Source organism: Dermatophilaceae bacterium Soc4.6 (assembly GCA_039889245.1).
Lineage (GTDB): Bacteria > Actinomycetota > Actinomycetes > Actinomycetales > Dermatophilaceae > Lapillicoccus.
Map to the genome: position 1 here is coordinate 3,501,580 of JAZGVH010000002.1, position 23,837 is coordinate 3,525,416.

A 23,837-nucleotide genomic window follows, 5' to 3' on the forward strand; every position below is an offset into this window, starting at 1 on the left:
GGCAGCCCGCCGGGGTGGCTGCCGGCCCGAATGACCGCTGGTCGCGCTGAGTGCGCCGTCTGGCGCACGCCTCGGTCCCCGTTGGGTAACGACAGTCCCAAGAGGCGGGGGAAGTCGCCGAGTCGTGGTTAGCCTCGGGCGACCGCCGCGACGATGCGACTCCAGGAGGCTCCGTTGCTTCAGCTCGACAACGTATCCGTGCGCTACGGACGCTCTGTGCAGGCCCTTCGGGGGGTCAGCTTCGAGGTCGCCGAGGGCGAGGTCCTGGCTGTCCTCGGCAGCAACGGCGCCGGCAAGTCGACCCTGCTGAGGGCCATCTCGGGCACCCTCCCCCTGCACGGGGGCTCGGTCACCTCCGGTGCCGTGACCTTCGAGGGACAGCGGCTGACCGGTCTCGACCCGGCCGCGATCGTGCGCCGCCGGCTGTTGCAGGTGCCCGAGGGCCGCCAGATCTTCGGTCGGATGTCGGTCGAGGAGAACCTGCGGGTCGGCGGGCTGTCGGCCGAGCCCCGTCACCGCGACGCCGCCCGCGAGAGGGTCTTCGAGCTGTTCCCGCGGTTGAAGGAGCGCCTCGACCAGGCAGGGGGGCTGCTGTCGGGAGGCGAGCAGCAGATGCTCGCGATCGGGCGCGCCCTCATGTCCAACCCCAAGATGCTCCTGCTCGACGAGCCGTCGCTCGGGCTCGCGCCGCAGATGATCAACCTCATCGGCACGATCGTCACCGAGATCAACGACAGCGGCACGGCCGTGGTGCTGGTCGAGCAGAACGCGACGATGGCCCTGCGCGTGGCTCACAAGGCCGTGGTGCTCGAGGTCGGCGAGCTCGCACTCAGTGGCACTGCCGCAGAGCTCGCCTCGTCGGAGGACGTGCAGCGTCTCTACCTGGGCGGGCACGCCGAGAGCGACGAGAGGGCGCAGGCCGACGTCGAGCACGCCCGCGCCAAGGTCCACCGCACGCTCTCGGTCTGGAGGGGCTGATGACCACGACCGCCCAAGCCGCAGCGGAGTCCTCCCCGGCCCCCGCCGACACCGAGCGCGACGTGCGACCGCTCACCATCGAGGGGCTCACGATCCGCTTCGGGGGGATCGTGGCGCTGGAGAACGTGTCCTTCGCGGTCCAGCCACGCACGATCCACGCCCTCATCGGGCCCAACGGAGCGGGAAAGTCGACCTGCTTCAACGCCATCACCGGCATCTACAAGCCCACCGAGGGCCGGATTCGGTTGGGCGACAAAGACCTGGTCGACACCCCGGCCCACCGGATCGCCGCACTCGGCATCGGCCGGGCCTTCCAGAACCTCGCGCTCTCCGGCACCTCGAGCGTGCTCGACAACGTCATGCTGGGGCGCTACTCGCTCACCACGGGCGGGTTCCTGTCCTACGGGCTCAACCTGCCGTGGACGATGAAGGCCGAGCGGCGCCACCAGGAGCGTGCGGCCGAGATCTGCGACTTCCTCGGCATCGCGGCACACCTGCACAAACCGGCCGGGGTCCTCTCCTACGGCGACCAGAAGCGGGTCGACATCGCCCGGGCCCTCGCTGTCGAGCCCACGGTCCTGCTGCTCGACGAGCCCGCGGCCGGCATGAACTCCTCCGAGACGGCCGAGATGGCCCAGCTGATCCACGACATCCGGATCGGCCTCGGCATCTCGATCCTGCTGGTGGAGCACGACATGAGCCTCGTCATGGGCATCGCCGACCGGGTCACGGTGCTCGACTTCGGTCGTCTCATCGCCGATGACGTGCCCTCCGTCGTTCAGCAGGACCCGGCCGTCATCAGCGCCTACCTCGGCGCCGAGACCGAGGACGCACCCACGGCACCGGGCACCCCGTCCCCAGCCCCCACCGACGACAAGGAGTCACCGGTATGAGCATCCTCGTCCAGGTGCTGCTCAACGGCACCGGCCGCGGCGCCATCTACGCCCTCCTGGCCCTCGGCTTCGTCATCATCTACAAGGCCACCGAGGTCGTGAACTTCGCGCACGGGTCGCTCGCTCTCTTCGGTGGCTACCTCACCTACGCGCTCAAGTCACAGGTCGGCTGGTACCTCGCCGCACTGCTCGGCGTGCTGTCGGCGGCCCTGCTCGCCTTCCTTCTCGAGCGACTCATCCTCTCGCGAGCCAAGCTCGCCTCTCAGGACTCGTTGGCGATCCTCACCATCGGGGTCGACATCATCATCCTCACCGAGATCAGCCGCCGCCTCGGCACGGAGGCGGCGCCCTTCCTGGGCGACCCCTACCAGGGCATCCGGCTCTCGATCCTCGGAGCCACGGTCGAGGGCCCGCAGATCGTGGCGCTGATCAGCGCGATCGTGCTCATCGGCGCCTTCTTCGTGGTCTTCCGCTACTCCAGCTGGGGTCTGGCCATGCGGGCGCAGTCGGAGAACAAGGAGGCGGCGGCCCTGATGGGCATCCGCAGCAGCCGGGTCACCTCCAGCGCCTGGGCGGTCGGTGGAGCGCTGGCCGGCATCGCCGTCCTCTTCATCGCCACCCTGCCGATCGCCGGCGGAGCGGGCCTCACCGCAGCCCACACGATCGCCTTCGCCGCCTTCCCGGCCGCGATCCTCGGGGGTCTGACCTCACCCGGAGGGGCCGTCGTCGGCGGCCTCACGGTCGGGCTGGTCGAGGCCTTCTCCCAGCAGTACATCAACCAGGACTTCGCCAAGGTGGCGGTCTACCTCGTGATGCTCATCGTGCTCGTCGCGAGACCGTCCGGGCTCTTCGGAAGGGTGGAGCAGCAACGTGTCTGAGACGACGACACCCCTGACGCCGGAGGCCGGCGCACCCTCGGCCGAGCTCCCGGCAGCGCCGCAGCCCCCCGGGTCCGGGGCGACAGCGGCCGCCCCGCGGGGTGGCCGCGGCGCCCTCGTGCGCTGGGCCCTCTGGTTGCTGCTCGCGGTCGTGATGTTCCTCGCCCCCGTCTACCTCCCGGGGCAGTACCTCACCGTGGGCACGTGGGTGATGACGGGCGCCGTCGGGGCCATGGGCCTGACGATGCTGGTCGGGCAGGCCGGCCAGCTCTCGCTCGCCCACTCCTTCTTCCTGCTCGTCGGGGGAGTCAGCTATGCCGTGCTCTCCGGAGACGGGTCCGACGGCTTCATCGGACTGCACCTCCCGACCTTCGTCGCCCTCGTCCTCGCGGTCGCGATCACCGCGCTGGTCGGCGCCGCCTTCGCGCCCGTCTCGGGTCGCCTGAGCGGCATCTACCTCGGGGTGGCCTCGCTCAGCCTCGTGTTCCTCGGCTGGTACCTCGCCCGCTCGCTGCCGAGTCTCGCGGGCACCACCTCCAGCGGCCGCTACGTCGAGGACCTGCACCTCTTCGGCTTCTACTTCGGGGAGAAGTCACCCAGCCTCTATGTGCTCGACGTCCCCATCGGCCAGAACGAGCGCCTCTGGTGGCTCTTCGCGACGCTCACCGCCATCGCCTACGCGGTGGCGAGGGGGGCCGTGCGGGGGCGCATCGGCCGGGCCTGGCGGGCGGTGCGCGACAACGAGGCCGCCGCGACCGTCATGGGCGTCTCGGTGGTGCGCCAGAAGGCGATCGCCTTCGCCGTCTCCTCGTCCTACGCCGGTCTCGCCGGGGTGATGGTCGTCTGGTGGTACGACGGGCTCCTCAAGCCCGACGAGGCCGTTGACTCCGGCACCTACAGCACCTCGGTGGCCATCGCCTACCTCGCGATGGTCGTCATCGGGGGAGTGGGCTCGCTCGGGGGCGCGATCCTCGGCTCGGCCATCGTCTTCGGGATGCCGCTCATCCTCCCGTTGCTCACGCAGGGCGACGGCAGCGGCATCAACGCCGTGAGCGGCACCGACTTCTCGCCCGTCGTCATCACCAACCTGATCTACGGCGCGCTCATCGTCCTCATCATCGTCTTCGAGCCCGGCGGCTTCGCCGGGCTCGGACGCAAGCTCACCGCCCGGCTCCGCCGTGGCTGAAATCTCCCGTCGACGCACCTCGCGGCCGGCGTACCCCATCCCGGACACCTGTGTCCGGGCACAGAAAGGAATCACCATGGGCAGCTCGAAGATCGCGAGGACCCTGGCCGTCTCCACGGTAGTGCTCTCCGTCGCCCTCGCTGGGTGCAGCACCAAGGCGAGCACGAGCAACTCCGGGGGTGCCCCCGCCGCCGGAGGCGTCAAGACCGACGTCGGCGTGACCGACAAGGACATCACCCTCGGTAACCTCACCGACCTCTCCGGCGTCTTCAAGACCCTGGGTCTCGGCATCACCCAGGGCACCCAGATGTGGGCCGAGGACGTCAACGCCAAGGGTGGCATCTGCGGACGGCAGATCAAGATCACCAGCCAGGACCACGGCTACTCGGCCGAGAAGGCCGTGCCGCTGTACGCCCAGAGCAAGGGGTCGGTGCTCGGCTACGTGCAGCTCCTCGGCTCACCGATCCTCGCGGCGCTGAAGAAGCCGCTGACCGACGACAAGGTCGCCGTGGTGCCCTCGTCGTGGGCCTCGACCAACCTCGACGTGCCCGAGGTCGTCATGGTCGGCACGACCTACGACGTCGAGATGGTCGACGGGCTGTCCTACCTGCTGAGCAAGGGCAAGATCAAGGAGGGTGACACGCTCGGCCACATCTACGTCGACTCGGAGTACGGCAAGAACGGTCTCAAGGGATCGATGTCCTTCGCTGACGCCCACAAGATGAAGATCGTCCAGTCGGCCATCACCTCCACCGACTCCGACCTCACCAGCGCGATCACCCAGCTCAAGGGCGCCGGGGTCAAGGCCATCCTGCTCACGACCACCCCGGCCCAGACCGCCTCGGCCGTCGGACAGGCCGCGGCCCAGGGTCTCGACGTGCCGGTCTTCGGCAACAACCCGACCTTCACCCCGCAGCTGCTCCAGACGCCCGCCAAGGCGGCCCTGACGAGCGGCAACTTCATCACGGTCGCGGGCATCCAGCCCTTCAGCTCCGACGCGCCTGTCGTGAAGGACATCGCCACGAGGTACAAGGCGAAGTACAAGGACACGCCGACCTTCGGCCCGCTCGTCGGCTACACCTTCGGCCAGACCTGGGGAGCGATCCTCAAGACGGCCTGTGACGCCGGTGACCTGACCCGTCAGGGCATCCTCGACGCCCGGGCCAAGACCACCGTCGACACCGGTGGCCTGGCCCCCAGCGTGCTGGACTTCACCAACCTCGGCGCGCCGTCCACGCGCGCGGTGTGGCTGCTCAAGCCGGCCGAGGTCGAGGGCGGCCTGAGCCTCGTCCAGCCAGAGCCCTACACCTCCGACGAGGCCAAGGCCTACAAGACGCCGTTCCAGAAGTGACGCGAGGGTGGTGAGGGACGCCTGACCCGACCACCCCGCACGGCACCGGCCGGCCACCACCTCGATACTGGGGCGGTGAGCCGGCCGGTGGTGCGTCCCCCCTCGGCCTCTCGGATGCCCCGGGCCGTCGTGCTCGTCACCGGCCTGTGGGTTGCCCTGCTGCTCGGGGCGAGCCTGCTCTGGCCTCCACTGACGGGCTACGACGAGGCGATGCACGTGGGGATGTCTGCGGCCTACGCCAGCTCACCCACCCACCTCTGGGACCCCGGTGAGCTCACCGAGACCACCGCCCTGCGTGCGCTGCGGCAGCGGCTGCCCGCCGACCCTGCCAGCACGCCGTACGACGCCCTGCCCCTGCCCGCCCGCGGCGACCGGCCCAGCTTCGCTGCGCTCGGCGGGCTCACCCCGGACCTCACCGGGGCGGCCAACCAGATGGTGCAGCACCCCCCGCTCGCCTACCTGGGGTATGCCGCCCTGCTGCGCGCGCCGGGGGTGTCCGGGCTGGCGTGGGACCAGCAGGTGTGGCTGCTGCGACTGCTGTCCGTCCTGGTCGCTGCCCCCGTCCCGGCCCTCGCGTGGGCCACCGCCCGACGCCTGCTGCCCGCTCCAGGGATCGACGCACGCCCGGGGCGTCGGCCCGACCTCGGTGCGCTCGCGATCGCGGCGGCCGTGGTGCCGCTGACGCTGCCCAACCTCGTGCGGGTCTGCGCGTCGGTGTCGAACGACGTGCTCCTGGTGCTGACCACCTCGGTGCTGCTGCTCGGGCTGGCTCGGGTCGTGACGGGCGACCTCGGCCGTCATGCGGCGCTGCTGGTGGGCGGTGGTCTCGCGGCCGCTCTCTGGACCAAGGGGCTGGCCCTCGTGCTGCCGCCTCTCGTCGTCGTCGCCTACGGGTGGGCGCTGCGCACCCACGCCCGGTCGCAGGTGGTGTCCCTCGGCGTCGCTGCCCGGCGGCACCGGGCCAGCCTGGTGACCGTCCTCGTCGGCGGCGTCGTCGGGGGCCTGTGGTGGCTGCGGAACGTCGTGCTCTTCCACCAGGTGCAGGTCACCGGGGTGGGGGAGGCCGGCCTCCTGGCGCTCTACGGGGCGCCGGACGGGGCTGGTCGCCCGGTCGACTTCATCCGCGGCTGGCCCTACCTCGTGGCGGTGCGGATGTGGGGTGGCGTGGGGCTGCCGGACACTCCGGTGCCCTCCCCGCTCGTGGTGTGGGGGTGGCCCGTGCTGCTGGTGGCCGCCCTGCTCGTCGCGGTGGCGCTGCCGTCCCGCCGACCGGGCGCGCGGCTCGGCGTGACCCTCGTCGCCTGGGCGCCGGTGCTGCTGACCCTGCTCGTGGTCGGCTCCGGCTCCTGGTCGACCTACCACCGGTGGTCCTCGTCCATCAGCGGCGCCCAGGGTCGCTACCTCTACCCGCTCGTCGTGGGCCTCGCCGCCGGGGCAGTCGCCGGCGCGACCAGGCTGCGCCCTCGCGCGACGCGCGTCCTGCCCGGGGTGCTGCTCGTCGCCGCCCTGGCGACCCAGACCTCGACCTGGGCGATGCTGCTGACCTCGTGGTTCGCGCCCGGCCGGGCCACCTCCCCGCCCGATCTCGTGGCGGGCTTCCAGGTGCTCGGGCAGGTCTCGCCGGTGCCGCTCGCCGTCACCGTCTGCCTCGTGCTCGTGCTCCCTGTCGCGGCCGCGCTGGCCGGTGTCGCGGGCACCCTCCCGCAGCGGGACAATGGGGTATGAGCACCACACAGGTCCCTGGCCGTCACCGGGTCGTCGTCATCGGCACCGGCTTCGGTGGGCTGTTCGCCGTGAAAGCCCTCAAGCGGGCCGACGTCGACATCACCCTCATCGGCAAGACGACCGCCCACCTCTTCCAGCCCCTGCTCTACCAGGTCGCCACCGGCATCCTCTCCGAGGGCGAGATCGCCCCGGCAGCGCGCGAGGTCGTGCGGCGTCAGCGCAACGTCACCACGCTGGTGGGCGATGTGCGCGAGATCGACGTCACGGCCCGCACGGTCACCTCCCACCACCTCGGGCGCACCCTCGTGACGCCGTACGACGACCTGGTGGTGGCCGCGGGCGCCGGCCAGTCCTACTTCGGCAACGACCACTTCGCCCGGTGGGCGCCGGGGATGAAGGACATCGACGACGCGCTGGAGCTGCGTGGACTGATCCTCGGCTCCTTCGAGCAGGCCGAGCTCGCCGCGGTCCGCGGCGACAAGCAGGAGGTGGCGCGCCTGCTCAGCTTCGTCGTCGTCGGCGCCGGCCCCACCGGGGTCGAGATGGCCGGGCAGATCGCCGAGCTCAGCAGCCGCACCCTCAAGCGCGACTTCCGGCACATCGACCCGCGCAGCGCGTCGGTCACCCTCGTCGACGGCGCCCACCAGGTGCTGCCGGCCTTCGGTGACCGCCTCGGCGAGCTCGCCCAGCGGCGGCTCGAGAAGATGGGCGTCGAGGTGGTGCTCGGCGGGATGGTCGTCGACGTCGACTCCACCGGCATCGAGGTCAAGGACGGCGACAGCGGCTACACCCGCCGCATCGAGGCGATCACCAAGGTCTGGGCGGCGGGCGTCAAGGCGAGCGAGCTGGGGGCGACCCTCTCGGAGCAGACCGGCGCAGAGCTCGACCGTTCGGGCCGCATCGCCGTGCTGCCCGACCTCACCCTGCCCGGGCACCCGGAGATCCACGTCGTCGGCGACATGATCGCGCTCGACCGGCTGCCCGGTGTCGCACAGGTCGCCATCCAGGGAGCGCGCTTCTCCGCCAAGGCGATTCGGGCCCGGCAGGATGGCCACGAGACCGCGCCGGCGTTCCACTACAAGGACAAGGGGTCGATGGCCACGGTGTCGCGGTTCTCCGCGGTGGCCAGTGTCGGCAAGCTGCGGTTCGGCGGTTTCATCGCCTGGCTGCTCTGGCTGGCCGTGCACCTCGTCTACATCATCGGCTTCAAGAACCGCATCACGACGCTGCTGCACTGGGCGGTCAGCTTCATCGGCCGGGGCCGCGCCGAGCGCACGATCACCGAGCAGCAGGTCTTCGGTCGCGGGGCGATCGAGCGGCTCGGGGAGGAGCACCAGCCCCGGCTGCCCGGCCCGCGCGGGACCTGACCCGTCAGGGTGCTGCAGTGATCGCGTAGGGTCGCGAGGGTGGCTGACATCGCGTACCCGATCGAGCTCCGCACGCTGGACAACGGCCTCCGGGTGGTCGTCTCGCCCGACCACGCCGTGCCCACCGTGACCGTCAACCTCTGGGTCGGCGTCGGGTCGCGGCACGAGGTCGCGGGCCGCACCGGCTTCGCCCACCTCTTCGAGCACCTGATGTTCCAGGGGTCGCGCCGGGTGGCCTCGGGGGAGCACTTCAGCGCCCTGATGGCACAGGGCGGTCGGCTGAACGCGACCACGTGGTTCGACCGCACCAACTACTTCGAGACCGTGCCCAAGGGCGCCTTCGAGCTGGCGCTGTGGCTCGAGGCCGACCGGCACGGGCACCTGCTCGACGCGCTGACCCAGGACAACCTCGACAACCAGCGCGACGTGGTCAAGGAGGAGAAGCGCCAGCGCTACGACAACGTGCCCTACGGCAGTGCGCTGCTCGACGTCTACGCCACCGTGTTCCCCGACGACCATCCCTACCACCACCCGACGATCGGGTCGATGGCGGACCTCGACGCGGCCAGTCTCGACGACGTGCACACGTTCTTCCGCACGCACTACGGCCCGGGCAACACCGTGCTCACCGTCGTCGGCGACGTCGAGCCGGATGAGGCGTTCGCCGCCGTCGAGCGCTACTTCGGGGGGCTCACGGCGACGACGCACCCGGCCTCGCAGCCGCCGCACACGCTGGAGCCGCTGACCGCCCCGGTCCACGTCGAGCGCCGCGAGGCCGTGCCCAACGACCGGCTGTACCTCGCCTTCCGCCTGCCGCCCGACGGCACCGACGCCTACTACGCGTGCTGTCTGGCCATGGACGCGATCGGCGGTCTCGCGACCTCCCGACTGGTGCGTCGCCTCGTGCGCGAGGAGCAGGTGGCGACGGGCCTCAGCGCCCACACGATGGGCCTGGTCGACGGTGTCTCCCTCGGCCTGATCTCGGTCGACGTCGCCGACGGAGCCGATCGAGCGGCCGTCGAGACGGCCGTCCTCGACGAGCTCGAGCGCTTCGCTGTCGAGGGGCCCACGGAGGCCGAGCAGGAGGCCTCCACCGCCGAGACCGAGCGCGCCTGGCTGAGCGCGCTGGCGAGCATGGACGAGCGCGCCGACGCGATCTGCCACTACACGTTGCTGCTCGACGACCCCCACTACGTCAACACGTTCCTCGACCGGGTGGGTGCCGTCAGCCCCGAGCAGGTCCGCGCCGCGGCCGCCCACTGGCTGACGCCGTCGGCGCGGGCGGTCGTCGCCTACGTCGCGACCCACGAGGCGACCGGCGAGGCGACCGGCGAGGCGACCGACGACCCGAGCACCCAGGACCAGGAGGTCTCGGCATGACCCTTCAGAGCCAGGACACGGATACCAGCGACGCCACCGACAGCGACGCCATCGACACCAGCGACACCACGCAGGTGCCGCGACCCGAGGTCGTTCCCCCGGAGCCCTACACGTTCCCCGAGCCGACGCGGCAGACCCTCACCAACGGCCTGACGGTCGTGGCCTACGACGTGCCGGGGCAGTACGTCGTCTCGGTGCGGCTGGTGCTGCCCCTGCCGCTGGCGACCGAGCCGCGTGACCGAGAGGGTGTCGCGACGATCCTCGCTCGCACCCTCGACGAGGGCACCACCGAGCACACGTCGGCAGAGTTCGCCGAGCTGCTGGAGCGCAAGGGCGTGGCGCTCGGAGCCGGGGCCTCCGAGCCGGGGCTCACGGTCGAGGTCGATGTGGCGAAGCGGCACCTCGACTACGCGCTCGACCTGCTGCGCCAGGCGCTGACCCAGCCGGCCTTCCCCGCGGCCGAGGTGGAGCGACACCGCAAGCAGCGACTGGCCGAGATCGAGCAGGAGCGGGCGGTGCCCGGTCAGCGCGCGGCGATCGAGCTGCTGGCCACGCTGTATGCGCCGGGCGAGCGGGCCTCCCGCCCCACCGCCGGCTCACGCGACACCATCGCCTCGATCACCCGCGACGACGTCGCCGCTCTCCACGCCGCTCACGTCGGCCCGGCGGGGGCGACGATCGTGGTGGCCGGAGACCTCGCCGGCGTCGACGCCGTGGCCGCTGTCGAGGCCGCGCTCGGTGGCTGGGCGGTGCCCGCCGGCTCCGCCCTACCGCAGGGCGACGTCGCCGCCACGCCCGCGGCGCCTGCCGACGACCGCGTGCGCATCGTGATGCTCGACCGTCCCGGGTCGGTGCAGACCGAGCTCGTCGTCGCCTGCCCCGGCCCCGACCGCAAGGTGGCCCGCGGCTGGTCGGCCTACCCGGTGCTGAGCTTCGTGCTCGGCGGGGGCCCGAACGCGCGCATCGACTCCGTGCTGCGCGAGGAGAAGGGCTTCACCTACGGCATCCGCTCGGGCTTCCGTCCTCGTCGCAGCGGCGGGCTCTTCCTCACCAGCGGCAGCGTGCGCGCCGACAGCACCGTCGAGGCGCTCGGCACCCTGCTCGACATCCTCGACGGCGGGCGTGACGGCTTCACCGACGCCGAGGTCCGCTCCGGCGTCGACTTCGTGGCCATGACCGCGCCCGGGCGCTACGCGACGGCCGACGCGATCGCCGACGAGGCTGCGACGATGGCCCAGGACGGGCTCACGACGCAGTTCACCACCCACAACCTGCGCCAGATGGTGCGGCTCGAGGCCGCCGACCTCGACGGGGCCTACCGTGACGTCGTCGACGGGCGGTGGACGGTCGTCGTCGTCGGTGACGCCGCGGCCTACGCCGACGGGATCCGGGCCCTGGGCCGGGGCGACGTCACCGTCCTCCCCGCCTAGCCAGCCACCCACCCACCCTCCGACGTGTTGCGGTGAGGGCCGCGTATGGAGGCCTCGAAGCCTGAAATGCCCGGCGCCCACCGCAACACGTGAGGATGGAGGGCGGGCCTCAGGTCACTGCCCGGGGGCTAGCCTGTCCAGCACCTCGTCGTGGAGCAGGCCGTTGGTGGCGACGGCGTTGCCGCCCCAGCAGCCGTCGTCGCCGTCGAGCGAGGTGAAGCGGCCGCCGGCCTCGGTCACGACCGGCACCAGGGCGGCCATGTCGTGGAGCGCCAGCTCGGGCTCGGCGGCGATGTCGACGCTGCCTTCGGCCACCAGCACATAGGACCAGAAGTCTCCGTACGCGCGGCTGCGCCAGCAGGTGTCGGTGAGGCCGACGACCTGCTCGTGCCGGCCGACCGCTCGCCACGACGACAGTGACGAGTAGGAGAGAGAGGCGTCCTCGAGACGGCTGACCCGCGAGACCCGGTTGGGGTGGGCGCTCGAGATCGACCGACCCGACCACGACCCGGCCCCGATCGCGCCCCACCAGCGGCGCCCGAGCGCCGGTGCGGCGATGAGGCCGACCACGGGCTGGCCGTCGTCGACGAGGGCGATGAGGGTGGCCCACACGGGGAGCCCGCGCACGAAGTTCTTCGTGCCGTCGATCGGGTCGACGACCCACTGGCGGGGCCCGTGCCCGGTCACGCCGAACTCCTCACCGAGGAACGAGTCGCGCGGGCGGGCACGGGCCAGCTGCGAGCGGAGGACCTGCTCGGTGGCGCGGTCGGCGTCCGTGACGGGGGTGAGGTCGGGCTTGGTGTCGACGACGAGGTTGTCGGCGCGGAACCGGGCCATCGTCACCCGCTCGACGGAGTCGGCCAGGACGTGGGCCAAGCGCAGGTCGTCGTCGTAGGAGGTCACCCGCCCACGCTATCCGTCCCGCCCCCCCCACGGGTCGAGGGTCTACCGCTCCCAGACGGCGCGGGCGCCCGAGTCACCGGTGCGCACGGTCCAGGCGACGGCAGCCACCGCAGCCAGGACGGACACGACCGTCGCGACGGTGCCGAGGGTCTTGCTGCGCCGGGTGAGCCCCACCGCGGCAGAGGCCAGGAAGAGGATGCCGGCGAAGAGCGGCAGGAGGCCACCGATCTCGGCGTGCTGCTGCGCGACTCGCCCTCCGAGGGAGGACTGCAGCGACTGCCCGCTCTCACGGGCCAGCAGGGTCACGCCGGTCATTACCGCGTTGGCGCCCACCACCCACCAGATCCGGGTCTCGCGCAGGCGCGGTCGCGCGGCGACGACCACGGTGAGCAGGGCCATCAGCGGCAGCAGCACCACCACGGCGTGCACCACGAGCGGATGGAGGGGAAGGCCGGAAATCGTCATCGGGGTTCCTCGTCAGTCGTTCTGGCAACGTGCATCGATTCTGGGCCCGGCCCGGCCGGGGTGTCTCGCCTAGGCCGTAGCCTCGTGGTCAGTGGGAGTCAGTCCTCGCCCCACTCCTGCGTGCGGTCGTCGGGCGCACCGGCGCGCGCCCGCAGCAGGCGTCGCAACGAGTCGAGCCGCGCCGGGCCGGACGGCCCGGCGGCTCCGGAGGCGACCCACGCGTCGAGACCGCACTCGGGCTCGTCGTGCGAGCAGCCCCGGGGGCAGCCGTCGGTGCCGCGCTCGAGGTCGGGGAAGTGCACGACGATCCGCTCCGGGTCGACGTGGGCCAGCCCGAATGACCGCACCCCGGGGGTGTCGACGACCCACCCGCCACCGGCCAGGCGCAGCGCGATCCCCGAGCTCGACGTGTGCCGACCCCGGCCCGTCACGTCGTTGACGTCGCCGGTGGCGCGTCGGGCGCCGGGGACGAGGCCGTTGACGAGGGTCGACTTGCCCACCCCCGAGTGGCCCACCAGCACCGACACCCGGTCGGTCAGGCGCTCGCGCACCTCGTCGAGCCCGACGAAGCTGCCGGGCCCGGTCTCGGCGCCCGCGACCTGGTGGCTGGCGCCGCCCCACGAGGTGATGACGTGCGGCACCTCGAGCGGCGCATACGTCGTGAGGAAGGGTGTGGGGTCGGTGAGGTCGGCCTTCGTCAGCACGAGCAGCGGCTCGAGGCCCGCGTCGTAGGCGGCGACGAGGCAGCGGTCGATCAGCCGAGGACGGGGCTCGGGGTTGGTCAGCGACGAGACGACGACGAGCTGGTCGGCGTTGGCGACGATCACCCGCTCGATCGGGTCGGTGTCGTCGGCCGTGCGGCGCAGCACGGAGCGTCGTGGTGACACCCGCACGATGCGGGCGAGGGCATCGGGGCCGCCGGAGGAGTCGCCGACGAGCTCGACGTCGTCACCGACGACGATGCCCTTGCGGCCCAGGTCACGGGCCTTCATCGAGGTGACCAGCCGCTCGGGCTCGCGGCGCCCGCCGACCCCGGCCGCGACCAGCACCGTGTAGCGGCCGCGGTCGACCGTGACGACGAATCCCGGTATGGCGTCCTCGTGCGCCGGGCCCTCCTTGGTGCGGCGCCGCGAGCCACGGGGGTTGGGCCGCACCCGCACGTCGGACTCGTCGAGGTCTCGCCAGCGGGAGGACGGCGGCATGGCCCGGGGTCAGGCCCTCGTCGAGGCGAGCATCGAGGTCCACATGCCGGTGAAGTCGGGGAGGGTCTTGGTGGTGGTCGCGACGTCCTCGACGCGCACGCCCGGCACCCGCAGCCCGATGACAGCGCCAGCCGTGGCCATGCGGTGGTCGTGGTAGGTGTGGAACTGCCCACCCCGCAACGGTTTCGGGTGGATGCGGAGCCCGTCCTCGGTCTCGACGGCGTCACCGCCGAGGGCGTTGATCTCGGTGACGAGCGCGGCGAGCCGGTCGGTCTCGTGGAAGCGGATGTGGGCCACCCCGCGGATCCAGGTGGGGGACTGGGCCAGGGACGCCAGTGCCGCCACGAGCGGGGTGAGCTCGCTCGCGTCGTGCAGGTCGATGTCGAGACCCTCGATGGGGCCCTCACCACGCACGGTGAGCCCGTCGCGGTCGAGCGAGACGTCGGCGCCCATGGCGTCGAGGATGTCGCGCAGGGCGTCGCCCGCCTGCGTGGTGTGCTGCGGCCAGTCGGGCACCCGCACCGACCCGCCGGTGACGAGGGCGGCGGCGAGGAACGGCCCGGCGTTGGAGAGGTCGGGCTCGATGTGCACGTCGAGCGAGCTGATCTCGCTGGGCTCGACCCGCCAGGTGTTGGGCTCGCTGTCGTCGACGTCGACGCCCGCGTCGCGCAAGGTCTCGACCGTCATCGCGATGTGGGGCTCGCTCGGCACCGGCTTGCCCTCGTGGTGGATCGTCACGCCCTCGTCGTAGCGTGCCCCGGCGAGCAGGAGCGCCGAGATGAACTGCGAGGACGACGATGCGTCGAGGGTGACCGACCCACCCCGCAGGCTCCCGCTGCCCCGGACGGAGAAGGGCAGGGCTCCCCGACCACCGTCGTCGATCTGGGCACCGAGCGTGCGCAGCGCGTCGACCACCGGCCCCATGGGGCGCACCCGGGCCCCCGGGTCGCCGTCGAAATCGACGGGTCCGTCGGCGAGGACCGCCACGGGGGGCAGGAAGCGCATGACCGTCCCGGCCAGACCGACGTCGACGCGGCGGCCACCGGCCAGCGACGTGGGCGGCGTCACCAGCCAGTCGGCGGTGCCGTCACCACCACCGTCGGGCGCCACGTCCTCGATGCCGACTCCCAGCTCTCGCAGGGCCTGAGCCATCAGGAGGGTGTCGCGCGAGCGCAGGGGCCGTCGCAGCCGGGAGCGGTCGTTGGCCAGCGCGGCCAGCACGAGGAAGCGGTTGGTCAGCGACTTGCTGCCCGGCAGGGGCACGACCGCGGAGAGCCGGTGGGGTGCGACCGGCGCAGGCCAGACAGGCGGCGGGGCCGGCTCGGGCAGATGCAGGGGGTCGTCCGCATCAGCGGGCTGAGGAGTCGTCGCCATCGGTCAGCGGAGAGCGTCCTGGACGGTGATCTGGGCCGACTGGGTGGCGATCTTGGCCTCCCGCTTCGCCGCCCGCTTGACGTGCCGGGCCTCGCGACGGGTGGCGTCCTTGGCGTGCTGCGCGCGCCAGGCCAGCCCGGGGCGGCCCCCGGTGTCGACGGCGACCATCAGCGACCCGCCGATGATGGCGAGGTTCTTGAGGAACTGGGTGCGGTGCTGCGCGCGCTCGGCGGGATCGGACTTCTCCCAGAAGGCGTGCCCGACCACGGTGGTAGGCGCCAGTGACAGGGCGGCGAGCAGGCCGCCGAGCCGGGGCAGACGACCCGTCGCCAGCATCGCCCCGGCGGCGACCATCGTCGCGCCGTTGGCCCGCACCAGCAGCTCCTTGTCGTCGGGCAGCCCCAGTGCGGGAATGGCCTTGTCGAGCAGTGGGGAGGCGGAGCCGACCTTGACGCCGGGGTGGCGCAGCTGGTCGATCCCCCCGACCAGGAAGATGGCGGCGAGCATGGGGCGGGCGATCCGGCGGACGATCGACATGATCGGGTGTGTCTCCTTGCTGGGCCTGGTGGCCCGGTGCGGTCAACCCCCACCGTAGTTGGTGTCGCGGGGGCGGCGGGCCCGGCGGCGCCGGCAGCAGTTGCCCCGACACGCCGTACGACGCCCGTGGGGGAGCCGGTGGCGACCCCTGCCGAGGCCCTTACCCGCCTACAGTGAAGCGCATGTGTGGGCGGTATGCCGCGAGCAAGGACACGGCCGAGCTGGTCGAGCAGCTCGACATCGATCTCGATGCGACGGGCGAGCCGTCTCGGAGCCTGCTGGTGCACCCGCAGAGTCCACCGGCCGGCACGCCCGACTGGAACATGGCCCCCACGAAGCAGGCGCCGGTCGTCATCGCCCGCGCGCCCCGCGGCTCGGCCCCGGAGGCTGAGGTCCCGGTGCGGCAGCTGCGGCTGCTGACGTGGGGTCTGGTGCCCAGCTGGGCCAAGGACGTCAAAGGTGGCATCCGGATGATCAACGCGCGGGCGGAGACGGTGCTCGAGAAGCCCGCCTTCCGACGGGCCGCCGCCTCCCGGCGCTGCCTCGCGCCGGCGCAGGGGTGGTACGAGTGGCAGGTGTCGCCGGTCGCGACCGATGCCCGGGGCAAGCCGCGCAAGCAGCCCTTCTTCATGCACCGCGTGGACGGCGACGTCGTCGCGCTCGCCGGACTCTACGAGTTCTGGCGCGACCCGCAGGTGCCGGCCGACACCGATCCCGAGGCGTGGCTGACCACCTTCACCGTCATCACGACGGCGGCGGAGCCCGGCCTCGACCGCATCCACGACCGCCAGCCGCTGGTGCTCGAGCGCGACGACTGGGGTCAATGGCTCGACCCGGGCTCGACCGCCGATGGCGTGCACGGTCTCCTGCTGCCCGACGGGCCCCCTGCGCCGGGCCGTTTCGACGCCTACCCGGTCTCGTCGGCCGTCAGCTCGTCCCGCAACAACGGTGAGCAGCTGCTGCTCCCGCTGGCCCGGGACGAGCTGCGCGGGGCGGTCGACCCGGTCACGGGCGAGGTGGTCGGCGCGTGAGCAGCGGGCAGCGCCCCGCCGGGGTGGGGGCGGCGTCGTCGCAGGAGTCCCCGCCGCCCGAGGTCGCCGTCGAGGTGGCCACCCCCACCGGGCCGGCGCGGGTCCACGTGCGCCGACCCGACCGGCCACGGGGCCTCGCCGTCCTCGGTCATGGTGCCGGCGGCGGGCTGCGGTCGGTCGACCTGACCGCTGCCGTGCTGGCGCTCGTCGCCCAGGGGTGGACCACCGCCCTGGTCGAGCAGCCCTGGCTCGTGGCCGGCCGCCGGATCGCCGGTCCGCCGCGCACCCTCGACGCGGCGTGGGTGCCCGTCGTGCACGCGCTCCGCGCTCCCGGCGCCGTGCTGGACGGCGTGCTGAACGGCGTGCTGGACGGTGTGCCGGGACCGCTGTTGCTCGCCGGTCGCAGCGCCGGCGCGCGCGTGGCCTGCCGCACGGCGACCCTCCTGCACGCCGACGCGGTCCTCGCCCTCTCCTTCCCGCTACACCCACCCGGTCGCCCCGAGCGGTCGCGCGCGTTTGAGCTCGCCCTCGTGCTGGAGGCCGGTCTGCCGATCGCGGTGGTCCAGGGCGAGAAGGACCCCTTCGGCGGCCCCGCCGAGGTCGCGGCCCACCTGCCCGCCGGCTGCGTCCACGTCGTGAAGGCCACCCACACCGTGCCCGCCTCGAGCGCGAGGGCTGTGGGTGAGGCGGTCGCGGCCTTCGCCGGCAGCGTCCTGGGCGCCGCCGCCCACCCGGGAATGGCCCCCTGACCGCGTCTGTTGTCGAGGAGGACTCGCGGCCGTGATGGTCGTGCCCCCGTAGGCCTGGAGGTCCTTTCGTGTTGATGCTCACCGAGCCGTCCGTCGGCAGCGCGGGCCGCGGGACGGCGAGACTAGGCTGGACGGCGATGACCGATGACACGCAGACCGCGACCGACCTCACCGACGCCACCGCACTCGCCCAGCTCGACGAGGACGCCGTCGCCGCGCAGCGCGCGGCCGACCACAGCGTCGACGTGGCCAGCGAGACGCAGGAGCAGCGCCGGGCCCGCTTCGAGCGGGAGGCCATGCCGCTGCTCGACCAGATGTACTCCGCCGCGATGCGCACGACGCGCAACCCCGCCGACGCCGACGACCTCGTGCAGGAGACCTACGCGAAGGCGTACGGCGCCTTCCACCAGTACCGTCCCGGCACCAACCTCAAGGCGTGGATGTACCGCATCCTCACCAACACCTACATCAACACCTACCGCAAGAAGCAGCGCGAGCCGCTGCAGTCCGACGCCTCCGACGTCGAGGACTACCAGCTGCACCGGGCCGAGTCCCACCAGTCGTCGGGCCTGCGCTCGGCGGAGGACGTCGCGCTCGAGCACCTACCCGACAGCGACGTGAAGCGCGCACTGCTCGAGATCCCGGAGGACTTCCGCCTCGCGGTCTACTTCGCCGACGTCGAGGGCTACGCCTACAAGGAGATCGCCGAGATCATGCAGACACCGATCGGCACCGTGATGTCGCGGCTGCACCGGGGTCGTCGCCAGCTGCGGGAGCTCCTGAGCGGGTATGCCACGGACCGTGGCTTCCGGCGACCTGCGGCCGACGCACCCTCCGGCCCGAACCCGACCGAGACGACCCCGACCGAGACGACCCAGGGAGTGGGCGCATGACTCAGTCACACGACCACCAGCACGTCGCCGCCGAGCAGCTCGCGGGGAGCACCGACTGCTCCGAGGCCCTCCTGAGGGTCTACGAGTACCTCGACGGCGAGATGGGCGAGGGTGACGTCGCCAAGATCAAGATCCACCTCGACGAGTGCACCGCGTGCCTCAAGCAGTACCACCTCGACGAGGCCCTCAAGGCCGTCATCAAGCGCTCGTGCTCCAGCGAGGCCGCCCCCGTCGAGCTGCGGGCCAGCATCCTGCAGCGCATCACGATGATCCGGTACACCACCGGAGACTGATGTCCCTGCCGCCCTGGCTGGAGGGGGGACCCCCCGTGGTCCGATAGCCTCGGCGACAGCTCGGCTCCCCCTCGGGTCGAGGTCGGCAGCAGGGGAGTGCAGGTTTGCGCGGCTGGTCAGGGTTCGACCGGGTGATGGCCCTCGGTCTGCTCATCTTCGTCGCCGTTGGTCTCGGGCCCTCGCTGATCGGGCGTGACGTCGCGGTCGACACCAACATCCTGACGCTGGTGCAGCCGTGGCGCTCGCAGACCGGTCTCGACGTCGCCACCACCAACACCTGCCGCACCGACACCGTCGACAACGTCATGCCCGCCCTCGCCGGTGTCAAGCGCGACCTGGGGCAGGGCCGCTACCCGACCTGGTCCCAGAGCAACGTCGGCGGGGTGCCGACCACGTCGCCCAACACCGGTCAGTTCTCGCCCCTCGCCCTGCCCTACTACGTGATGCCGCTGTGGCTCGCCCCGGCCTTCGTCAAGCTGCTGCAGGTGCTCGTCGTCACGGCGGGGATGACGGCCTTCCTGCGTCGGCTCGGGGTGGGTCGGGCCGGTGGTCTGCTCGGGTCGCTGGTCTACGCGTCGTCGGGCTTCATGATCATGTGGTCCAACTGGCCCCAGACCCAGACCGCAGCGTTCGTCCCGGCCCTCCTGTGGGCGACCGAGCGACTCGTGAACGAAGCGAGGGTCCGTGATGTGGTGCCCGTGGCCCTGGTGCTGGCCAGCATGCTGCTCGGGGGGTTCCCCCAGGTCACCGGGCTCGCGCTCTACGTCGCCGGGGCCTGGTTCGTGCTCCGCGTCCTCGCCCTCCACGGCAGGCGCTGGCGGGACGCCCTGCGTCGCACGGCACTGGCCGTCGCCGGTCTGGTCACCGGCGCCCTCCTCTCCGCCTTCCAGCTCGTCCCCTTCGCCCGGCAGATCGCCGAGACCGACCTCTCCTACCGCAACAGCAGCACGGGTGCGCACTCCCCGCTCTACAGCCTGATCACCGTCCTGTCGCCCAACATCCTGGGCACCTGCGTCGGTGGAGACGGTCGCGGACCGACGCCGGTCGAGACCGCCGCCTTCGTCGGGGTCGGCGCCATCGTGCTCGCGATGGTGCCGCTGGTGTGGTCGCGTGCTCGGGGTCGGTGGGCGCAGCCGGGTCACGTGATCTGGTTCTTCACGGCGGTCACCGTCGTCTGCGTCGTGATCGGCTGGTTCGGCGGACCGGTGCTGGTCGCGCTGCAGGGGCTGCCGGTCTTCTCCAACACCCCGATCTGGCGCATCCGCGTCATCCTGGGTTTCTCGATGGCCGTCCTCGCGGGGCTCGGCCTCGACCGGGCGCTCATCCACCTGCGGCTGCGCGGCACCGCGTCGTCCTCCCGGGTGTCGGACCGGTCGGGGCCGCCGACGTCGTGTCGCGCGGACACCGAGGTGGTGTCGGCACGAGGGGTCGCCCGCGGCTCCTCGCGCGGACCGGTCTGGGCCGTCGCGGTGCTGATCGTCGCTGCGGCCTCGGTCTACGCGGCGGTCCAGGTCTTCGTCTCCGCCCGTGACGCGGCGGTCACGGGCGACTACTACCTGCCCTGGTGGGAGCCGACCCTGATGGCCGGGCTGCTGCTCCTGCTCGCCCTCGTCCTGCTCGTCGTCATCCGTCTGGGGCCGCGCGTCCTCGGTGCTCTGGCCCTGCTGGGCGTGGTGGGCATCACGGTCTTCCAGGCCACCGCGTTCATCGCCATCGACATCGGGGGCAGCGACCGCGAGAGCTTCTACCCCGTGACCCCGACGCACGCCTTCCTGCAGGCGCACCTGGGTGAGGAGCGGTTCGCGGGTGCCGACCTCGTGGGGCTGTCGTCCACCGCGGGGTTCTACGGTCTGCGCGCCCCGACGGGTCACCAGTTCACCAAGCCGGTGTGGAGCGACCTGCTGAAGGCCGTCGACCCGCAGGTGATGAAGACGCCGACCTACTCCGACTTCGCGACGGCAGCGATCCCCCTCGCCCAGGTCGGTCGCAACCGCGTCCTCGACCGGCTCGCGGTGCGCTACTGGCTGGGCAACGACGCAACGGTGCCCGGGACGCTGACCGCGCCCGCGGGCACAGGCGACAAGATCGTCGCCACCGCGGGGACCGAGCTCACCTGCCCCCTGCCGGCCGGCCCCCTGCGAGCCGTGACCGTGCAGGCGGCCGCCGACCTCACCAGTGCCGCCGGGCCGGGCCCCGGCGCCTACGCGGAGGTGTCCGTGCGCACCGCCGACGGACGCGTCATCACGGGGGCGCGCTCGATCGGCAGGGGGGCGCGCGACGCCACGGTGATCCCGGTAGGCGTGCCGGGGGAGGGCCTCACGGTCGCCGACGGACCGCTCACGGCCAGCGTGCGCCTGACGGGGACCGCGGGCACGCCGGTCCTCGCCGGCACGCGAGGCTCGCTCGCCTGCGGTCGGGTGACGGCGGTGGACGACGGGCTGCGTCTGGTCGACTCCCACCGCGGGGCCATCACCTGGCAGCGACTGAGCAGCCTGCCCCGCGTGCGCTGGGCCGGGGCGGCCGTCGTCGAGCCCGACCCGGTGGCGCGGGTCGCGGCCCTGGTCGCGGGTGTGTCACCCGACACCGTGGTCCTGTCGGACGGGACCGCATCGGGCAGGCCCGGGTCGGGGGGAGCGGCGCTGGTGCGCAGCGTGAGCGACGAGGGAGGTGAGATCTCGGTCGACGTCACGGCCGGCGCCTCCGGGCACCTGGTCGTCGCCGACGCCCTCGCGGGCAGCGGCTGGTCCGCGAGCGTCGACGGCGTCACGGTGCCCGTCGTCGCGGCGGACCACGCGCTGGCGGCGGTCGCCGTGCCGGCCGGAAAGCACGTCGTCACCCTCCGGTACGACGCGCCCGGGCTGGCCCAGGGCGTCGCGCTGAGCCTCGTGGGCGTCGCCGTGGTGGTCCTCGTGCTCGTCGGAGGTCGCCCCCGCCGCCGCGCGGGCACACCCGCGCGGTCGCGTGACCGGGTATCGTCCTGAAGCATCATCCCGAGCCAGAGGTAGTTGCTGTGAAACTCGTCGTCCAGGTGCCGTGCCTCAACGAGGAGGAGACCCTTCCCCTCGTGTTGCAGTCGATCCCCCGCGAGATCCCGGGGATCGACGAGATCGTCATCCTCGTCATCGACGACGGGTCGACCGACCGCACGGTCGAGGTCGCCCGGGCCCACGGGGTGACCGAGTTCGTGCAGCACGCCCGCAACCGGGGGCTGGGTCGGTCGTTCCACGACGGTGTGCAGCGGGCCCTCGAGATCGGCGCCGACATCGTGGTCAACACCGACGGCGACAACCAGTACCCGCAGGAGCGGATCACCGACCTCGTGCAGCCGATCCTGCGGGGTGAGGCCGAGATCGTGATCGCCGACCGGCAGGTGCACCTCGTCGAGCACTTCTCGAAGGGGAAGGTCGCGCTGCAGAAGCTGGGCAGCAGCGTCGTCAACCGCGCCGCCGGCACCGAGCTGCCGGATGCCGCGAGCGGCTTTCGTGCCTACTCGCGCGAGTCCCTCATGCTGCTGAACACGATCACCCGCTTCAGCTACTGCATGGAGACCATCATCCAGGCGGGGAACAAGAAGCTGCGCATTGCCAGCATCCCCGTGACGACCAACCCCAAGACGCGCGAGTCCCGGCTCTTCAAGTCGACGAAGGAGCACGTCGCCAAGTCCGGCATGGCGATCGTGCGGGCCTACATCATGTACAAGCCCTACGCCATCTTCGGCGTCATCGCCCTCGTGTTCGGCGTGCTGGGGCTGACCCCCTTCGTGCGCTACGCCATCCTGACGCGCACCGATGCAGGCGGCAACCACATCCAGTCCCTGCTCCTCGGTGTGGCCCTGCTCATGATCAGCTTCATGTCGGTGATGCTGGGGGTGGTCTCCGACCTGATCCGCACCAACCGGATGCTCATCGAGGACACGCTCGAGCACACGAAGAAGATGCGCTTCGGAGACGGCCAGGGCCAGCTGGTCGCCGAGCCGGCCGCTGTCGACCTGGCGGTCCCCGTCCTCACGCGCTGACGGCCCGCCGCACGACAAGACCCCCGACCCTCTGCGGGCTCGGGGGTCAGTCGTGTCTGGCTCAGGCGTTGGGCTTGCGGCCGTGGTTGGCGGCGTTGCCCTTGCGCGAGCGCCGCTTGCGAGCACGCTTGCTCATGGTGGCTCCCGTCGGTCGTGGTCGGGTGGATGGTCACGAGCGGGGGGCTCGTCCTGGCTCAGTCTCCCACACGCGAGGCCGACGCTCGGCCCCCTGGAACTGGGCCGGAGGGGAGACCATACTCTGTCGGCGCAGGTCAAAAACCTCCCAAAGGGTCAGATACCTTCAATTCTTGGCAAAGTTTGCCGACTGAGAGGAGGTACCCGTCGTATCAAACCTCGCTCTCTGCGAGATTGAGCAGTGCAGTAGGTGGCCGCGGACGCGTGGCCCTTGGTCCAGACACGGTCCCGAAAACCTCGGCGCCGCCATGTCGTCGCGCCCCGAACGCGACACCACGAGAGGTCATCCGATGAAGTCGTTCACCAAGCTCTTCGAGTCCATGCTCACCACGCCCGCGATGCCGACCTGGGACAGAGCCGACGTCGCGGCCGCACCGGCGAGCCGCGCCGCCGACGCGCCGAACGGTGCCCGCCACGCGCCGGGCTGGGGCCCGCAGTCGGCCTGGAGCTGGTGACCCCGGCGAGACCCTCGGTCCTAACCGGTCGCGCTCCCTCGCCGTCGCTCTGAAGTCCCCCCACAGCAGTCCCCCCGGAAGTCCCCCCCGAAGTCCCCCCTTCTGTTGAAGCACCACGAGAGGTCCTTGCCATGAACATCGTCGCCACCACCCCGTCCTCCACCCCCCGCGCTGCCGCGGCTCCCGCGTCCGACCCCACCCTCACCGGCACCGAGGGCGCCTGGAGCTGGGGCCCGCAGAGCGCCTGGAGCTGGGGCCCGCAGTCCGCCTGGAGCTGGTGACCCGGCGAGACCCTCGGTCTCGCCCGCTCGCGCTCCGTCGCTGTCCCCCCTGCCGTCCCCTTCCCGCTGAACCACCACGAGAGGCCTTTACCATGAACACCACCTCCACCACCACCCTCACCGACCGCGACACCGACACCGACGGTGCCTGGAGCTGGGGCCCGCAGTCGGCCTGGAGCTGGGGCCCGCAGTCCGCCTGGAGCTGGGGCCCGCAGTCCGCCTGGAGCTGATGACCCGCGCAGGGGCGTGCGACTAC

Annotated in this window: 23 protein-coding genes; 18 read left to right on the forward strand and 5 right to left on the reverse strand. The window is 72.0% G+C overall.

Annotated features, from left to right (window positions below):
• Positions 1 to 174: 174 nt before the first annotated feature.
• From V3N99_16415 to V3N99_16455, 9 genes are all read left to right on the forward strand, one after another.
• A complete protein-coding gene (locus tag V3N99_16415; GenBank protein ID MEO3938323.1) occupies positions 175 to 978 on the forward strand; it encodes an ABC transporter ATP-binding protein in 804 nt (267 codons plus the stop codon).
• Positions 978 to 1,871, forward strand: a complete 894-nt coding sequence (locus V3N99_16420; protein ID MEO3938324.1) for an ABC transporter ATP-binding protein — start codon at positions 978 to 980, stop codon at positions 1,869 to 1,871. Before V3N99_16415 ends, V3N99_16420 begins: the two co-directional genes overlap by 1 nt.
• The gene (locus tag V3N99_16425; GenBank protein ID MEO3938325.1) at positions 1,868 to 2,749 is read left to right on the forward strand and encodes a branched-chain amino acid ABC transporter permease; all 882 of its coding nucleotides are present in this window, start codon (positions 1,868 to 1,870) and stop codon (positions 2,747 to 2,749) included. The genes V3N99_16420 and V3N99_16425 overlap by 4 nt, the downstream gene beginning before the upstream one ends.
• A complete protein-coding gene (locus V3N99_16430; GenBank protein ID MEO3938326.1) occupies positions 2,742 to 3,935 on the forward strand; it encodes a hypothetical protein in 1,194 nt (397 codons plus the stop codon). Before V3N99_16425 ends, V3N99_16430 begins: the two co-directional genes overlap by 8 nt.
• Before the next feature lie 76 nt (positions 3,936 to 4,011).
• The gene (locus V3N99_16435) at positions 4,012 to 5,286 is read left to right on the forward strand and encodes an ABC transporter substrate-binding protein (protein MEO3938327.1); all 1,275 of its coding nucleotides are present in this window, start codon (positions 4,012 to 4,014) and stop codon (positions 5,284 to 5,286) included.
• 75 nt (positions 5,287 to 5,361) lie between these two features.
• Positions 5,362 to 7,011: a DUF2142 domain-containing protein gene (locus V3N99_16440; protein MEO3938328.1), complete on the forward strand. Its 1,650-nt coding sequence runs from the start codon at positions 5,362 to 5,364 to the stop codon at positions 7,009 to 7,011.
• Positions 7,008 to 8,378 (forward strand): NAD(P)/FAD-dependent oxidoreductase, encoded by a 1,371-nt coding sequence (locus V3N99_16445; protein ID MEO3938329.1) that lies wholly within the window; start codon positions 7,008 to 7,010, stop codon positions 8,376 to 8,378. Before V3N99_16440 ends, V3N99_16445 begins: the two co-directional genes overlap by 4 nt.
• A 39-nt stretch (positions 8,379 to 8,417) precedes the next feature.
• Entirely contained in the window at positions 8,418 to 9,758 is a 1,341-nt protein-coding gene (locus tag V3N99_16450; protein ID MEO3938330.1) for a pitrilysin family protein, read from the forward strand.
• On the forward strand, positions 9,755 to 11,188 hold the full coding sequence (locus tag V3N99_16455) for a pitrilysin family protein (protein ID MEO3938331.1): 1,434 nt from the start codon (positions 9,755 to 9,757) through the stop codon (positions 11,186 to 11,188). Before V3N99_16450 ends, V3N99_16455 begins: the two co-directional genes overlap by 4 nt.
• A gap of 114 nt (positions 11,189 to 11,302) precedes the next feature.
• Here the strand turns inward: V3N99_16455 and hisN are convergent, their stop codons facing one another.
• The 5 genes from hisN to V3N99_16480 all read right to left on the reverse strand — a co-directional run bounded on the left by hisN (position 11,303) and on the right by V3N99_16480 (position 15,669).
• The gene (gene hisN, locus V3N99_16460; GenBank protein ID MEO3938332.1) at positions 11,303 to 12,091 is read right to left on the reverse strand and encodes a histidinol-phosphatase; all 789 of its coding nucleotides are present in this window, start codon (positions 12,089 to 12,091) and stop codon (positions 11,303 to 11,305) included.
• A gap of 42 nt (positions 12,092 to 12,133) precedes the next feature.
• On the reverse strand, positions 12,134 to 12,556 hold the full coding sequence (locus V3N99_16465; protein ID MEO3938333.1) for a DUF2231 domain-containing protein: 423 nt from the start codon (positions 12,554 to 12,556) through the stop codon (positions 12,134 to 12,136).
• 98 nt (positions 12,557 to 12,654) lie between these two features.
• Entirely contained in the window at positions 12,655 to 13,758 is a 1,104-nt protein-coding gene (gene rsgA / locus V3N99_16470) for a ribosome small subunit-dependent GTPase A (GenBank protein MEO3938334.1), read from the reverse strand.
• Positions 13,759 to 13,767: 9 nt separating this feature from the next.
• Complete coding sequence (gene aroA, locus V3N99_16475; GenBank protein ID MEO3938335.1) at positions 13,768 to 15,132, reverse strand: 3-phosphoshikimate 1-carboxyvinyltransferase; 1,365 nt, start codon at positions 15,130 to 15,132, stop codon at positions 13,768 to 13,770.
• Positions 15,133 to 15,135: 3 nt separating this feature from the next.
• On the reverse strand, positions 15,136 to 15,669 hold the full coding sequence (locus tag V3N99_16480; protein ID MEO3938336.1) for a DoxX family protein: 534 nt from the start codon (positions 15,667 to 15,669) through the stop codon (positions 15,136 to 15,138).
• Between the two features lie 182 nt (positions 15,670 to 15,851).
• Here V3N99_16480 and V3N99_16485 point away from each other — a divergent pair, with 182 nt between their 5' ends.
• The 9 genes from V3N99_16485 to V3N99_16525 all read left to right on the forward strand — a co-directional run bounded on the left by V3N99_16485 (position 15,852) and on the right by V3N99_16525 (position 23,811).
• Positions 15,852 to 16,700, forward strand: coding sequence for an SOS response-associated peptidase (locus tag V3N99_16485; GenBank protein ID MEO3938337.1), 849 nt, complete (start codon positions 15,852 to 15,854; stop codon positions 16,698 to 16,700).
• Complete coding sequence (locus V3N99_16490; GenBank protein MEO3938338.1) at positions 16,697 to 17,449, forward strand: alpha/beta family hydrolase; 753 nt, start codon at positions 16,697 to 16,699, stop codon at positions 17,447 to 17,449. Before V3N99_16485 ends, V3N99_16490 begins: the two co-directional genes overlap by 4 nt.
• 137 nt (positions 17,450 to 17,586) lie before the next feature.
• The gene (locus V3N99_16495; GenBank protein MEO3938339.1) at positions 17,587 to 18,342 is read left to right on the forward strand and encodes a sigma-70 family RNA polymerase sigma factor; all 756 of its coding nucleotides are present in this window, start codon (positions 17,587 to 17,589) and stop codon (positions 18,340 to 18,342) included.
• Positions 18,339 to 18,635 (forward strand): mycothiol system anti-sigma-R factor, encoded by a 297-nt coding sequence (rsrA, locus tag V3N99_16500; GenBank protein MEO3938340.1) that lies wholly within the window; start codon positions 18,339 to 18,341, stop codon positions 18,633 to 18,635. Before V3N99_16495 ends, rsrA begins: the two co-directional genes overlap by 4 nt.
• A 134-nt stretch (positions 18,636 to 18,769) precedes the next feature.
• On the forward strand, positions 18,770 to 21,616 hold the full coding sequence (locus tag V3N99_16505; GenBank protein MEO3938341.1) for a YfhO family protein: 2,847 nt from the start codon (positions 18,770 to 18,772) through the stop codon (positions 21,614 to 21,616).
• 29 nt (positions 21,617 to 21,645) lie between these two features.
• Complete coding sequence (locus tag V3N99_16510) at positions 21,646 to 22,650, forward strand: glycosyltransferase family 2 protein (GenBank protein MEO3938342.1); 1,005 nt, start codon at positions 21,646 to 21,648, stop codon at positions 22,648 to 22,650.
• Positions 22,651 to 23,135: 485 nt separating this feature from the next.
• On the forward strand, positions 23,136 to 23,300 hold the full coding sequence (locus V3N99_16515) for a hypothetical protein (protein MEO3938343.1): 165 nt from the start codon (positions 23,136 to 23,138) through the stop codon (positions 23,298 to 23,300).
• A 131-nt stretch (positions 23,301 to 23,431) separates the two neighbouring features.
• A complete protein-coding gene (locus V3N99_16520; GenBank protein MEO3938344.1) occupies positions 23,432 to 23,581 on the forward strand; it encodes a hypothetical protein in 150 nt (49 codons plus the stop codon).
• Positions 23,582 to 23,673: 92 nt separating this feature from the next.
• Positions 23,674 to 23,811, forward strand: a complete 138-nt coding sequence (locus V3N99_16525) for a hypothetical protein (protein ID MEO3938345.1) — start codon at positions 23,674 to 23,676, stop codon at positions 23,809 to 23,811.
• Positions 23,812 to 23,837: the final 26 nt, after the last annotated feature.

Coding starts and splice junctions, on each gene's coding strand:
- rsrA (MEO3938340.1), top strand. CDS start 18,339: ATGACTCAGTCACACGACCACCAGCACGTCGCCGCCGAGCAGCTCGCG.
- V3N99_16455 (MEO3938331.1), top strand. CDS start 9,755: ATGACCCTTCAGAGCCAGGACACGGATACCAGCGACGCCACCGACAGC.
- V3N99_16420 (MEO3938324.1), top strand. CDS start 978: ATGACCACGACCGCCCAAGCCGCAGCGGAGTCCTCCCCGGCCCCCGCC.
- V3N99_16525 (MEO3938345.1), top strand. CDS start 23,674: ATGAACACCACCTCCACCACCACCCTCACCGACCGCGACACCGACACC.
- V3N99_16480 (MEO3938336.1), bottom strand. CDS start 15,669: ATGTCGATCGTCCGCCGGATCGCCCGCCCCATGCTCGCCGCCATCTTC.
- V3N99_16465 (MEO3938333.1), bottom strand. CDS start 12,556: ATGACGATTTCCGGCCTTCCCCTCCATCCGCTCGTGGTGCACGCCGTG.
- rsgA (MEO3938334.1), bottom strand. CDS start 13,758: ATGCCGCCGTCCTCCCGCTGGCGAGACCTCGACGAGTCCGACGTGCGG.
- V3N99_16505 (MEO3938341.1), top strand. CDS start 18,770: ATGGCCCTCGGTCTGCTCATCTTCGTCGCCGTTGGTCTCGGGCCCTCG.
- V3N99_16485 (MEO3938337.1), top strand. CDS start 15,852: ATGTGTGGGCGGTATGCCGCGAGCAAGGACACGGCCGAGCTGGTCGAG.
- V3N99_16435 (MEO3938327.1), top strand. CDS start 4,012: ATGGGCAGCTCGAAGATCGCGAGGACCCTGGCCGTCTCCACGGTAGTG.
- V3N99_16445 (MEO3938329.1), top strand. CDS start 7,008: ATGAGCACCACACAGGTCCCTGGCCGTCACCGGGTCGTCGTCATCGGC.
- V3N99_16520 (MEO3938344.1), top strand. CDS start 23,432: ATGAACATCGTCGCCACCACCCCGTCCTCCACCCCCCGCGCTGCCGCG.
- aroA (MEO3938335.1), bottom strand. CDS start 15,132: ATGGCGACGACTCCTCAGCCCGCTGATGCGGACGACCCCCTGCATCTG.
- V3N99_16495 (MEO3938339.1), top strand. CDS start 17,587: ATGACCGATGACACGCAGACCGCGACCGACCTCACCGACGCCACCGCA.
- V3N99_16515 (MEO3938343.1), top strand. CDS start 23,136: ATGAAGTCGTTCACCAAGCTCTTCGAGTCCATGCTCACCACGCCCGCG.
- V3N99_16425 (MEO3938325.1), top strand. CDS start 1,868: ATGAGCATCCTCGTCCAGGTGCTGCTCAACGGCACCGGCCGCGGCGCC.